Below are 12,706 nucleotides of genomic sequence, written 5' to 3'. Positions count from 1 at the left end.
GTATACGCGTGCGCGCGAGAGAGACGACTTGGGGTGGTCGATGCCGCAGGGCGCAAAAAAGGCTGCATCTCGTGGAGAGGTGCAGCCGAAGAGAGGGGATAGCGATGGGCAACGCCAAGAGCGCTGTCACGCTATGTGATGGGAGTTAAGAGGATGTATCGACTTACTTCTTTTCCTCGTTGGAGGCCGGAAGCATGATGATGGTTGCACAGTTCTTGTTGGCCAATACCACGCGGTTGAGGAAGTTCTTGATGTCGTCGGAAGTGATGGAGTGGAGCGTTTGCTCGTAGCCTTTCTGACGGTCTTTACCCCACATCACGTAGTTGGTGATGAGGCCTTCCCAGTAATCGTTATTGCGCTGACGTTCGGTGTATTCCTTCTGTTCGAACTTCTTGATTTCGTCGAGTTCGTTGGGGCGAACACCGTCTTTGGCCACTTCCTCAATGCCTTGCTTCATGAGCAGGAGCACAGAGTCGACCTTGGCGGGGGTGAAGGGGCAGTAGATTTGGAGAACGTAGCGGTCTTTGGCGCCATAGGAGAGCGAAGCGGAAGCGCTCACGTTGTAGGCCATACCGCCTTCTTCACGGATGGACTTGAGGTAGCGCTTTTCGAGCACGTCGCCGAGCATAGAAGCCGTGATGGCGTCCTTCATGGAGTAAGGCGCTTTGCCTGACCAAAGTTGGACGAGTTGTGCCTGAGGGGTTTCCATTTCGCGGAGGAAGCGGTTGGTCACTACGCCTTTGACGGGTTCAATGCCGAGGTCCTTGTAGGTTTCGCGGGCTTTCACACCGGGGAGGGAAGCGATGTACTGCTCGGTGAAGAGACGGAGAGAATCGACGTTGATGGCACCGGTGAAGAAGAAATCGAAGTCGCCGGCCGAAGCAAAGCGTTCGCTGTAGAGGCGCTTGATGGTTTCAAAGTCGGCCTTGTCGAGGTCGGCAAGGTGGAGGCTGCCGCGGCGGGGATTCTTGTGATAGAGCGTGCTGGTGATAGAATCGCTGAACGCATGTTGAGGCAGCTTCTCGGCATTCATCAGGCCGTTCTTGAGCTGAGCAATGATGTTGTTGTAGCCGTCCACATCGTTGCAGGGCTTCTGGAACTTGAGGTAGATGAGTTCGAAGAGGGTGCGGAGGTCTTTGGGAGTGGTGCCGCCGTTGAGTTCTTCGGTGTACTCATTGACGCCGGAAGCGATGGAAGCCTGTTTGCCGGCGAGTTTCTTCTCCAATTCGGTGGAGGTGAAGTTGCCCAAACCGGTGGAGGCAATGACGGGATCTAAGAGTTTGCCGTTGATCACGTCCTTATCGGCAAACTTGTAAGAACCGCCGAAACTGCGGGCGCCGAAGCTGATTTGGGAGTCGTTGAAGTCGGTCTTCTTGAAGTAGACGTTGGCGCCATTGGAGAGGCTCCACTTGGTGTAGCCGAAGGGAGCGGCTTCTTCCTTCTTGATTTTGCCCTTCTTGGGAAGTTGGGGAACAAGCGGCTCGTTCTTCACGTTGTCCACGTAAGCCTCGAGTTTTGCGGCCTTGGCTGCGGCAACGGCGGCCTTCAAAGCGTCGGGCGTGGGGATGGTGAGGCCTTCCTTGTCGGGATACATACCCAAGACTACAAAGTTGGTGTCGGTCGAGGCGGTGTATTCTTTGAGGGTTTCGTTGATGACCTGGGCAGGAATCATCTTGGCCACCTGTGAGTAAGTGTCAAACTCGGTCTTGATGTCGGGAATGGCGTTGCCTTCGAGGAAGTGGCGCACGTACTGACCGGTGTAGAAGTTGTGCTTCTGCTTCTCGCGGTTGTCGTAGACCTTTTCCAAACTGCTCAAAATTTCTTCGCGGGCACGGAGGATTTCGGTGCCGGTGATGCCGAAACGAGCAGCGCGTTCCACTTCCTGCATCACCACTTGGAGAGCAGCGGCATCTTGGCCGGTCTTAGGCACGATGTAGAGGAAGAAGGCATCGGCAGTCTTGGACATGGCGTAGTTGCCATATTCCACACCTGCGCCAAGGAAGGGGCAGTCGGCCTTCTGGCTCAGTTCGTTGAGACGGGTGTTGAGGGCAGAGGAGATGACGTTGTTGATGTACTTCTGCACGAGAAGCATCATCGTGCCACGCAGTTCGGCGGGGATGACGTCCTGTTTGAAGTTGACCATGATGACGGGGCTGGCAATTTCCTTGTCTTTGTCGACAATATAAATCGGCTCGTTGTTGGCCGGCACAGGGTAGGTCTCATATTTGGCAGGGTTCTTGGGCATCTCTACGGCACCGAGGATGCTCTTGACCTTGCTTTCTACCTCATCGACGTTGATGTCGCCGACAATGACGATGCCTTGGAGGTCGGGACGATACCACTTCTTGTAGTAGGCACGGAGGGTGTCGGGCGAGAAGTTGTCGACAATCTCCATCAGACCGATAGGCATACGGTGGGCGTAGCGGCTGCCGGGATAGAGGTTGGGGAGCTGACGCTCGAAGATGCGTTGCTGACCGCTGGTGCGCATACGCCATTCTTCATGAATAACGCCACGCTCCTTGTTGATTTCTCCTTGTTCGAGGAGTAAACCGCCCGACCAGTCGGCCAGGATGTAGAGACAGGAGTCTACGTTGTTGCCCTTGACGGGAACATCGTCGATGTTGTAGACCGTTTCGTCGGTGGAGGTGTAGGCGTTGAGGTTTTGACCGAACTTCACACCGATGCTCTCACAGTATTTGATGAGCTGACCATCAGCGGGGAAGTGCTTCGAACCATTGAAAGCCATGTGTTCGAGGAAGTGTGCAAGACCGCGTTGGCTGTCTTCTTCCTGCACCGAACCCACCTTCTGGGCAATGTAGAAGTTGGCCAATCCCTTCGGCTCGGCATTGTGGCGGATGTAGTAGGTCAAGCCATTAGGAAGCTTGCCGTATCGCACTGCCGGGTCCATCGGGAGCGAGGGCATCTGTTGTGCCGTTGTGGGAAGCACAAAGGCAGCAACGAGTGCGAGCAAAAGGAACTTTAGTTTGTTCATAAACTGAAAAATTATGGATAAATGGTTTTTGTAAGTTCAAAAGAGGGAACTAATTTCGGCAAAGATACCACTTTTTGCACAACGATGATTATGATGTGCCGAAAAAAAGGCGGTTTTATGGGCCGAAAAAGCGCTTTTCTTCTGCATTTGCCAAGTAGAATGGACGAAAACGCCCATCGTGGTGTGCAAAATGGAGCGATAGCAGTAAGGGCTGCTCTGCAAAACAAAGCGCTGGCGCACCGGACGCGATACAGTCGCGCGGCAACGGTCGACAGCGAACGTCTCTTCACGATGGAACATTCATCTCTTCCCGAAGAGACGTTCACCATGGCCGAACCCTCCGGTGCAGAAACAACAGCGCCCCCGAAACCGCGGGGCAGTTCGGGGGCGCAAAACAAAGAGGGATGTGCGAGCACACGATCGCGGCAATCAGAACCAGAGGCTGCCGGATTCGGGATCGGCCGTACCGTCTAAGTAGGCAAAGATGTCGGTCAGCATTTCTGCATCGCTCACACCGAAAGCCACGGCAGCAGCATGTACAAAATTCTGCTCTTGGGGCTTGAGTTTGGCGAAAGTGGTTGGTGTTCCATCCGGCTGTGTGGAGCTCGACTCCCAGTCACTCATGTCATCGCGAGCAGCATAGACCACCACAGGGATGGTGTAGTTGAGTTCGAAATGTGCAGTTTGGAGCTGAGCAGGAGAGGGAGAATAGAAGGGGGAAGGCACTTTTCGGCCATTGTCGAGACGGTATTTCCCATTCTCTGAGTGCATCAGCCGCACTTGGATATCAAACTGCTTTCGGGGTTTGAGGAAACTGAAGAAGCCTTTGTGTCCGAAAGGTTGGAGGGGTTCAAAGAGGTAGTCGCCGGCGGCATTCTTTCCCGTAGTCTTCGATCCGATGAGGCGTGCTGCCGGTATAGTGGCGCTGCTTTTGAGGCGTCCGTTCCAAGGGTCGGTGTCCATGTAGACGTAGTTGAGGAGAGTGAGGGGAGCACTGTTATCGTCGGCCTCGGCTTTTCCATCGAAAGTGGGTTTCACGTGGATTGGAGTAAAGAAGTGTTGGTGCAGGTCGACCGCGCCCTGTTCGATGAAGCGGTTGGTGATTTCGGTGCCGTCGGCATCATAGTAGCGTATCCAAAGTCCGTAGGGAGCAATGTAGGTATTGGAACTGAGGGCGTAGAACTTGGTGGCACTGCCTTCTGCAGGTTTCCATCCGCCTTTTCCGTCGGGGACAAGTATCATCTTCTGCACCGATTTACGGTGTTTCACACCGGGATATTCGGCATCTTGGTGGAAGAGGGTGCCGTGGAAGTGTCCCGAGGCCATGGTGAGTTCGATGCGCTTCACTTCGGGCTCATCCTCAGCATTCTCCTCGCCTTGGACATTGACAGGTATGGTCATTTGGAGATCCCAGCTTTCGTTGAGCAACTGGCCGTTGGTGGGAGCGTAATAGGGGGAAGGTTTGCCCGACTTGGTGAACTTCGACTCGTGGGCGTGCATCAAGCGGATGTTCATCATGATGTTTCGTGGGGCGTGGAATTGAAACACGCCTTTCATTCCGATGGGGTTGTCGGGACCAATGAGTTTCACGTCGGCATCGCCCATCGCGCCATCCCAAGGAGTGGTGTCGAGGTAGAGATAGCTGTAGGGGCGGTCGGAGTGCTCTTCATTCGGGAGGGGTGTTCCGTTGGTGGTGCGGACATTCTGGGGGATGAAGAAGTGTTGATGTATACGGTCCTGACCGTTGGTAACAAACTGCGAGGTGATGTCGGCACCGGAGTAGTCATAATAACGGATGGTGAGTTGATAGGCCGCACCTTCTTTGTCGGTGCTCACCTTCCAGCCCTCGGCACTGCCCTCGGCGGGTTGCCATCCTTTGCCTTCTTGGAGGGCGTAGGTGATGACTTGTGCCGATTTGTCGGCATCGGGCACAAAGGTGTTGGCGATGGAGAGTTTGCCTTGAGTCAGGGTGAGCACCACTTTGGCGGGGTCGCCGTGGTCTTTGTTTTTGCGCTCGTCGATGGGGGTGGCGGGGTCGCTGCTGCAAGCGGTAATCACTCCGATGAGGAGGAGCAGGAGAAATGAGAAAATTTTGTTCATAAGAAAAGAGTATTTGAAGGTTTGCATTTTATTGGGAGAACCACCGCCGTCAGAATTCCCACGTGGCCATCAAGCGGACGTCGCGGCCGAGGTCGTGGGCGTAGTAGCGGAAGCGGTTGGTATAGTCGCGATAAGCGCGATTGAGGAGATTGTCGGCCGTGAGGAGGAGGTGCATACGCTGGCGGGGAGAGAGCGTGAGGGTCGTCCCGACTTCCAAGCCGAAGAGGTGGTAGGCCGGTGGGCTGTAGGGGATGAGGTCGGTGGCGGGGTCGAAGCGGGTTTGTTTCGCGACAAACCGATGCGTTCCTTTCACATAGGTGTCGTGCCACTTTCCCCACGAACCGATGCGCCACGTCAGGCTCTGCGAAAGGCGAAGCGGCGGAATGAAGGGGAGATAGCGCCCGGTGCTGCGCTCCTCGGCCCACACCATGCTGCCACCCACGGCATATTCCAAGCGAGGCAGGCACGTCCACCGAATGTCGGCATCGAAACCGCGAAACCAAGCATTGGCACTGCGATAGCGGAAGATGGGATAGAAGCCCGACACCATCGAGGCGATTTCGCCCGTAGGCTCGTCGTAGATGTAGCGGTCAATCCATTGCGAATAGAGGTCGACACTTGCCGAGAGGCGTGGCCGATGGTAACGCGCCGACACCACCCACTTGCGGCTCACTTCGGGGCGGAGGGTAGAGTCGCCCACGGCATACAAGCCCGAGGCTTGTTCCAGCCCGTTGCTGTAGAGCTCGTGCACGTGGGGCGCACGGAGCGCGGTGCCGAAGTGGGTGAGCAGGTCGAGGTGAGGCGTGGCGTGCCAATGCATGCCCAGCGAATAGGTGAGGTTGGTGTGCTGCGTACGGCCCCCGTAGAGATGGCCGTAGAGGTCGCTCCCTCGGGCGGAAAGTCGACGGTGGTCCAAGCGCACGCCCATCTCAGCACCCCAGTGCGGACGGGCATACTTCTGGATGAAGAAGCCGCCGGCATTCTGCTGCGTGTAGTTGGGGATGATGGGCACCACGCCCGTGCCGGGGCGGTTTTGGTTGTCGATGGCGTGGAAGAAGGTGCCCGCCTCGCTCGTCCAGTGCTCTGCATAAGTGTGCTTCCAGTCGGCGTCGAGGTCGAGGGTGTTGAGACCGAGGTCGAGGGTGGGCACGTGGGAGCGATAGTTGCGGCGGAGGTTGAATTCCTGTCGGTCGTCGTGCTGCCACGCCGCCTGCACACGCAACCGTGCACCGCTGTCCCAGCGATAGGCTGCCGAGGCCCGCGCCACATGGTGCACCACCTGTTGGTGGGGGTAGTCGATGGCGCGGGAGAAAGGTTTAACATCCGTCGGGCGGCCGATGCGGATGCGCTCTTTGAGCAATTCGATTTCGCCCATCTGTGCGCTGTAGAGCACACCGATTTTTGTTGTAAAGAGGCTGTAGTAGGCATCGACCGTCCAGTGGTCGCGCATCCAGCCGGCAGCCGCCGAGAGGTTGGCTTCGCGCATACCGGTGTTGTTGAGCAGATAGTCGGCCGTGGAGCAGTCGCCCCCGTTGACATAGGTGCCCTGCACGCGCCAGGCGGCATCGCCCTGCCGGAGAGAGAACGCCCCGTCGGCCATGCCCATCAGTGCACCACGCCGACCATTGCTTCCGTAGAGCAACGACACCGTTCCGTCCACCGTGCGCCGCCCATAAGGCAATGGTTTGGCATCAAGCAGTACAACGCCGCCCAAGGCTTCGCCGCCGTAGCGCACGGCCTCAGCGCCTTTCACCACACTGATGCTCGCTGCCGCGTTGGCATCGAGTTCGGGGGCGTGGTCGGCGCCCCATTGCTGGCCTTGCTGGCGCACGCCGTTGTTGACGATGAGCAGGCGGTTGCCATACATGCCGTGCAGCACAGGTTTGGCAATCGTAGCACCGGTTTGCACAAGACTCACGCCCTCCACCTGCGTGAGGGTGGAAGCAAAGGTGTTGCCCAGATTACGGCGAATGTCGGTGGCCGAGAGGGTCTTTGCCGCCACGTTTTGCGTGTGGTGCTGACGGTGGCCGGTGGCAGTGGCTTCTCCCAAACGATGCACGTCGAAGATGCAAGTGTCGCAAGGGGTTTGCGCCACAGCCGACGCTACGCCACCACACAGGAGAAGGCCGGCCACACCGGCGTGCTCCAAGAATCGAATCATAAAGAGAAAAAGGGATTTTGAGGCGTAATGCACCGATGCTCGGCACGCGCGGCTTCTTGCTGCGTGTGTCGCCCGGCGGCTACGCCCCATCACGCCGTCACCGCAGTCAAAGCGGTGCGTCGTCGGTGGAAACTGAAAAAAGGAGAGAGAAGAAAAGCGGCGCTCACGCCATGGGTGGACCGCGCAAAGTGGCCACCGATGGAGTCATCGGCACGGTCTGCTCCACCGTGGGCACAAGGTGCAACGGGTAGCAAGGCGCAAAAAATCCGAACTCGGCCACAAGGGGTTCGGTCGCAAAAAATGGGGTAAAGTCGCAGATGCTGCAATGCCCATCGGCACTGAGTTGCGCAGCGTGCAGCGCATGTCCTTTGCTGTCCTTGGCAGGAGATGCGTCCTGTGCAGCAGCGCACGCGACGACCACTTCCGTGGGCGCAAGGGAGACGTGGTAGTGAAAAGTTTTCACCACCAACTGCGGTGCGAGCGTGAGTAAAAGCAACCACGCCAGCCACACACGATGCCGGATGCGCAAGGAAAGTAGTCTCATATTTCGGGCAAAAGTAACAAGAAGTTTTCACTCCTGCAAACCTTTGCGCTGTTTTCCCACGCCCTTTAACCTCTTTTTGTCTACGAGCCATGCCCCTTTGTGCTTGTAAAACACCGCACAAAGGGGCATGAGTTTTTATGGGAAAGGGGATACCGTCTTAGAAGCGGTAGCCCATCGACACGGCCAGACGACTGCTGTGTCCGGCCGCGAGCGTATATTGCAGGGCGCAGTCCAGATGGCGCCAGAAAGTCACACCGACACGAGGCACCAGCACGGGGTGGTAGACATGCCCTTCGTTGAACACGCCGCGCCCTTCGTTGTCTACGCTCAGCCCGACACCGGCACCGACGTAGGGGCGGCAGAAGCCCGACTGCACCAGATCGTAGTTGGCCGAAGCCACCAGCGACAGCGCCCGCTTCTGGAAGGGACGCGTATAGGTGTAGTGGTTGTCCTTGTTGGTGGCATAGATTTCGTAGTTCAAGCGGGTGTTGAGACTCCAAGGGGTTTCAGCAAACTTGTAGTGGAATTCCAAGTAGTAGCCCACACGGCTCTCTTCGCCGGCGCCTTTCACCAGCGGAACAGCATAGTTCGGGCCGAATCCGAATCGGACACCGCCTTGCGCTTTTACGGTCAAGGACGAAAGGAAAAAGAGAAAGAGGGAGAGGGTTTGAAGGATGGGCTTCATACGAAAAATTTGTTTAGCCTTATGAATGGATTTAGTATTTGAGTTCTTTTGTCGCTGCTCAAAATAATAAGCGAGAGGCAGGGGAGGAGTGACTTTTCACTTATCAAAGCTTTTTAAGGGACGACTAGCTAGTCCTTATAAGGCAGTAGTTGGAGCTGATTGCCCAACAACGATTGGATGTCTAGGGGAAGTGGCAGTGTGTATTTCGAGAGATCGATGTTTTCTGTCGTAGCGCGTCCGCGGAGAGAGTGAGGAATGTCGTACCAATCTGTGTCGAAATCTAGCTTTTTGTAATCCGCTTTGCTCAATCGTTGGCGTTCGAAGACTACAATCTCGTGAATCATTGTGAGGGGAACGCGAATGGGATACTTTTTTGTCCAAGTGTCGCGCTGCAGCAGCCAACGATAGCTTTGTAGATCATAGACACGCAGGCGTGCGGTGTCCACTGATGCAGGGAAACGCTCCTCGAGGGTGTGGAGATTAAACTTAATGGAACGGCCGAAAAGGTGACGCGTTGCGGTGTCTTTGGGAGTGAGTAGATTGACCTTTGCGACATAGGCTCTTTGACTTGGGTCGAAAGTGAGTGAACCTAGTAGTTCGCGAGTTTTCTTTTTGAGAATGAGTTTCTCCTCTCCCGATTGTTGTAGGATAAAACTCGGACTATTGGTCGCAACATGATGGTTGCTCACCCAATCCAATAGGCCGTTGTCATCCACTTCTACCTTGCTTCTGTTGAGATGATTCTCTCGAATACGCGCTTTATCTTTGTAGGCATCTAGCTTAAGCACACGATATTCCAACTTATCGCCCTTACCATTGACATAAAAGTCCAAGACGGCATCCACAAAGTTCACTGGTATGCTGTCTACATATTGATAAGAACGCACCACAGCGCGGAGTCTGTAGTAGTCCGCAGCCTTTGCTGTGACTTCCGATGCCGCAATTTGGTAATCGCGTGGGACGAGGCGAACGGTATCTGCAACTTGTGCAGCCAAAGGTTGGTAGGACAAGTGAGAGAAGCTCAGCTTTTTGGCCTGAGAAGTGGAGAGAAAGAGGCCGTTTTGGGGAGTAATTCCCAAAACTTTCCCTGATTGTGCATCGGTAACGACTACATTTTCAATAGAAAGCTGCGTGGCTGCATCAATCACATGGACTTTGCGCTGCGCTGAAAGGCTGAGAGAGTAGAGAGTGCAGAGAGAATATATGAGTAATCGGAACATAGATAGAAATGTTTTAAGAATAGCCCCAGATAAGTGTAAGCTACTCTGGGGCTGGCCTAGGATTTACCACCAAGGTAAACGAATCTTGAAAAACAGAATGCGAATGTAGGCATTACCTTTTTTACCATCGTCAAATCCACCAATGCCGATGAGAGAAAGTCCTCCCTCATCTTCTTTTCTGCCACCCTTGATGGCAGAAAGCTCTTGATTGTTGAGTTTTTCCAGACGTTGAATGTTTGGAGTGAATACTAAATGAAAAGAATATAACAAAAAGCAAATCCTTTCGACGACAAAAGTAAGAAAAAAACAGACAGCCAAATAATCAAGAGAAAGATTGAAAGAATGAGAGATATTTCGTAGATTGTATTTTACTCGTCCTCAATATAATTATTGATTTACCATATATCCATTCTTCGGTAGTATCTTCATTTATATATAGACATCTCACCCCTCAAATTCAGCCACCGCGTCTTGACTTTAACACGACTTTAACAGATGGCCGACTATTGAAGTCAAAGTCCAATGGCTGAGTCGCTGAAAGCGACAGACGTTTACTGGCCGACGCAACAGGAACGGATTTACATCAGAGATAGTGGGATTTACCTCAGACGTAGAAAAAACTATCTCTGAGGTAGTGGGTGCTAATTCTTTTGTCGATCCCGCCCCCTCTCTTCGACCCAACAACACTGCCCTCGCGCGCGCGTCACTACACAATAGGCTTGCATTTTGCCTTCACTGCCTTCACCGGCGAGAGCAAGCCCTTGCGAAAGAGCCTCAACGGTGAAGGCGGGTGAAGGAGAGGTGAAGGCAAATCCGTCCTGATCCTTCACCCGCAACAGCCAGAAAATCAACGTCCTGAGCGCAGGGTGAAGGCAATGAAGGCAAAAATACACCTATATATATAGGGAGTGCGCATGCGCGCGAGGCATTTACTTGCGCTGTTCGGCCTCCGCCTCGGCATACATCTGCTCAATCTGGGCAGCGTAGTGCTGATAGATGACGCGGCGCTTGATTTTGAGCGTATTGGTGATTTCGCCGGCCTCCATGGTGAACGGTTGTGGAAGGAGGACGAAGCGCTTGATTTTCTCATAGGCGGCGAGTTCCTGCTGGAGGGTGTCGATGTGCTGCGCCACATAAGCGTGGATGCGCGGGTCGGCACACAGTTCCTCGCGTGAGGCAAAGGCGATGCCCTGCTCCCGGGCATAGGCTTCGAGGGCAGCATAGGCCGGGACGATGAGAGCAGCGACAAACTTCCGCTGGTCGGCGACGACGACCACCTGCTCAAAGTGGCGGTCGATGGTGAGTTTGCCTTCGATGATTTGCGGGGCGACGTATTTTCCGTTGCTCGTCTTGAAGAGGTCCTTGATGCGCTCTGTGATGAAGAGTTCGCCGTCCTTGATGTAGCCGGCATCGCCGGTGCGGAAGAAACCGTCTTCGGTGAAAGCCTCCTTCGTGGCCGACTCGTTCTTGTAATAGCCCGGGGTGACAGACTTGGCGCGTACCAAAATCTCGTTGTCCTCCCCGATTTTCACCTCTACGCCCGGCATGGGACGGCCGATGGAGCCGAGGGTGACGGGGAGGTTGGGATAGTCGAAGCTCACGCTGGCGCAAGTTTCGGTGAGTCCATAGCCCGCCACCATGTGGAAACCGGCAGCGTGGACAAAGCGCTCCACCTCGGGCGACACCGTGGCGCCGGCCACGGGGAAGAAATTGGCGCGGTCGAGCCCCAGTTTGTTGCGGAGCAGGCGCAGGAGAGTGCGGTCGTAGGCGGCATATTTCAGGCGCAGGGCGAGAGGCGGACGGCGGCCTTTGGAGGTGTACTTTTCCCACACCTCGCTCCCCACGCGCAGGGCGTCGGTGATGAGACGGCGTTGGAGGGGGCTTCCGGCTTCCATCTTTTCCAAGACGCCCTGATAGACCTTCTCCCAAAATCGGGGCACGGCACACATGCACGTGGGGTGCACCTCGCGCATGCTCTGTTGGATGTCGAGCGGACGGAGGTTGACAGCCAGTTGGGCGCCGCAACTCAGGCAGAGTTTTGCCCACGCGCCCTCAAAGACGTGGCTGAAAGGGAGGAAATTGATGATGACATCGTTCGGCGTGATGTTGAGCACCTTGGTGTGGGCTTCGATGGCGAAGCGATATTGCGAATGGAGGAGGAGCACGCCTTTGGGCTGGCCGGTGGTGCCGCTGGTGTAGAGGATGTTGGCCACGTCCTCGTCCTTGGCCTCGCCATTGCGCACGTGCATCTGCGCCAGATAGGCCGAATCGGCATCGCCCAGGCGGAGAAATTCGTCGAAATAGATGGAGAGGTGGTCGGCCTCGTTGCGCTGCACCGTACGGTCGAAGATGACGATGTGCTCCAGGCAGTGGCAGAGGCTCATCACGCTCCACACCACATCATATTGCTGCTGCTCGCCCACAAAGACCACGCGGATTTTGGCATCGTTGACCATATACTGCACCTGTGCCCCGCTGCTGGTGGCGTAGAAGGGGATGAGCACACTGCGCACGGAGAAAGCGCCAAATTCGACAAAAAGACTCTCGGGCTTGTTTTGCGAAAACACCGCCACGTTGTCCTGCACCCCCACGCCCAGGGCGATCAGAGAGCGGGAAGTCTGCTCTACACGCCGGGCAAAGCGGTTCCACGAGATGGGCACCCACCGACCCTGCGTGTAGTCGCGATACTGCAGAGCGGTGCGGTCGCCGTAGCGTTCGGCCGAACGCTGCACGAGCTGTGAGAGGTGGCATAAGATAGGCATAGCTTGTCGTTTTTTAGAAGGGGAAAAGGGAAAGGAAAATGTTTGATAGAACGTTTTGATAGGGCAAAATTACGGCTTTATTTCGGTACAGCCATCGCTTTTGCACAGTTATTTCTTTTTTGCGCATACTTTCTGCACATTGAGAAGGAAGGCGGTGTTCGCCGATGTGAGGTAGTGGAGTTTTCATCACGATGAAAATCATTTTTCAACACGTTGAAAATTTTCTTTCAACATGTAGAAAA

The 12,706-nt window shown here is 55.2% G+C and carries 9 protein-coding genes; 1 reads left to right on the top strand and 8 read right to left on the bottom strand.

The window, feature by feature from the left end; all coding sequences use genetic code 11:
- Positions 1-163: 163 nt before the first annotated feature.
- Positions 164-2,992: a pitrilysin family protein gene (locus tag H8527_RS06840; RefSeq protein WP_187546769.1), complete on the bottom strand. Its 2,829-nt coding sequence runs from the start codon at positions 2,990-2,992 to the stop codon at positions 164-166.
- 159 nt (positions 2,993-3,151) lie between these two features.
- On the opposite strand from H8527_RS06840, the gene H8527_RS06835 reads away from it, so the two are divergent.
- Positions 3,152-3,466: a hypothetical protein gene (locus tag H8527_RS06835; protein ID WP_222935126.1), complete on the top strand. Its 315-nt coding sequence runs from the start codon at positions 3,152-3,154 to the stop codon at positions 3,464-3,466.
- Here the strand turns inward: H8527_RS06835 and H8527_RS06830 are convergent.
- From H8527_RS06830 to H8527_RS06800, 7 genes are all read right to left on the bottom strand, one after another.
- Positions 3,422-5,092, bottom strand: a complete 1,671-nt coding sequence (locus tag H8527_RS06830) for a hypothetical protein (protein WP_187546765.1) — start codon at positions 5,090-5,092, stop codon at positions 3,422-3,424. The two genes, H8527_RS06835 and H8527_RS06830, sit on opposite strands and share 45 nt — an antisense overlap.
- Positions 5,093-5,141: 49 nt before the next feature.
- The gene (locus tag H8527_RS06825) at positions 5,142-7,253 is read right to left on the bottom strand and encodes a TonB-dependent receptor (protein ID WP_187546763.1); all 2,112 of its coding nucleotides are present in this window, start codon (positions 7,251-7,253) and stop codon (positions 5,142-5,144) included.
- Positions 7,254-7,416: 163 nt separating this feature from the next.
- Entirely contained in the window at positions 7,417-7,797 is a 381-nt protein-coding gene (locus H8527_RS06820) for a hypothetical protein (protein WP_187546761.1), read from the bottom strand.
- A 157-nt stretch (positions 7,798-7,954) separates the two neighbouring features.
- The gene (locus tag H8527_RS06815; protein ID WP_187546760.1) at positions 7,955-8,482 is read right to left on the bottom strand and encodes an outer membrane beta-barrel protein; all 528 of its coding nucleotides are present in this window, start codon (positions 8,480-8,482) and stop codon (positions 7,955-7,957) included.
- A 128-nt stretch (positions 8,483-8,610) separates the two neighbouring features.
- Entirely contained in the window at positions 8,611-9,702 is a 1,092-nt protein-coding gene (locus H8527_RS06810) for a hypothetical protein (RefSeq protein ID WP_187546758.1), read from the bottom strand.
- Between the two features lie 63 nt (positions 9,703-9,765).
- Positions 9,766-9,972, bottom strand: a complete 207-nt coding sequence (locus H8527_RS06805; RefSeq protein WP_187546756.1) for a hypothetical protein — start codon at positions 9,970-9,972, stop codon at positions 9,766-9,768.
- A gap of 659 nt (positions 9,973-10,631) precedes the next feature.
- Positions 10,632-12,464 carry a long-chain fatty acid--CoA ligase gene (locus tag H8527_RS06800; RefSeq protein ID WP_187546755.1) on the bottom strand — a complete coding sequence of 611 codons (1,833 nt, stop codon included), beginning with the start codon at positions 12,462-12,464 and terminating at the stop codon, positions 10,632-10,634.
- Positions 12,465-12,706 lie beyond the last annotated feature (242 nt).

Origin of the sequence: Alloprevotella sp. Lung230 (assembly GCF_014385435.1) — a bacterium.
Lineage (GTDB): Bacteria > Bacteroidota > Bacteroidia > Bacteroidales > Bacteroidaceae > Alloprevotella.
This window is presented reverse-complemented; position numbering and strand designations above follow the sequence as displayed.

What these genes read in the sequence shown, in the direction of transcription:
- H8527_RS06825 (WP_187546763.1), bottom strand. Translation starts at nt 7,253, where the DNA reads ATGATTCGATTCTTGGAGCACGCCGGTGTGGCCGGCCTTCTCCTGTGT.
- H8527_RS06840 (WP_187546769.1), bottom strand. Translation starts at nt 2,992, where the DNA reads ATGAACAAACTAAAGTTCCTTTTGCTCGCACTCGTTGCTGCCTTTGTG.
- H8527_RS06800 (WP_187546755.1), bottom strand. Translation starts at nt 12,464, where the DNA reads ATGCCTATCTTATGCCACCTCTCACAGCTCGTGCAGCGTTCGGCCGAA.
- H8527_RS06815 (WP_187546760.1), bottom strand. Translation starts at nt 8,482, where the DNA reads ATGAAGCCCATCCTTCAAACCCTCTCCCTCTTTCTCTTTTTCCTTTCG.
- H8527_RS06820 (WP_187546761.1), bottom strand. Translation starts at nt 7,797, where the DNA reads ATGAGACTACTTTCCTTGCGCATCCGGCATCGTGTGTGGCTGGCGTGG.
- H8527_RS06810 (WP_187546758.1), bottom strand. Translation starts at nt 9,702, where the DNA reads ATGTTCCGATTACTCATATATTCTCTCTGCACTCTCTACTCTCTCAGC.
- H8527_RS06835 (WP_222935126.1), top strand. Translation starts at nt 3,152, where the DNA reads ATGGACGAAAACGCCCATCGTGGTGTGCAAAATGGAGCGATAGCAGTA.
- H8527_RS06830 (WP_187546765.1), bottom strand. Translation starts at nt 5,092, where the DNA reads ATGAACAAAATTTTCTCATTTCTCCTGCTCCTCCTCATCGGAGTGATT.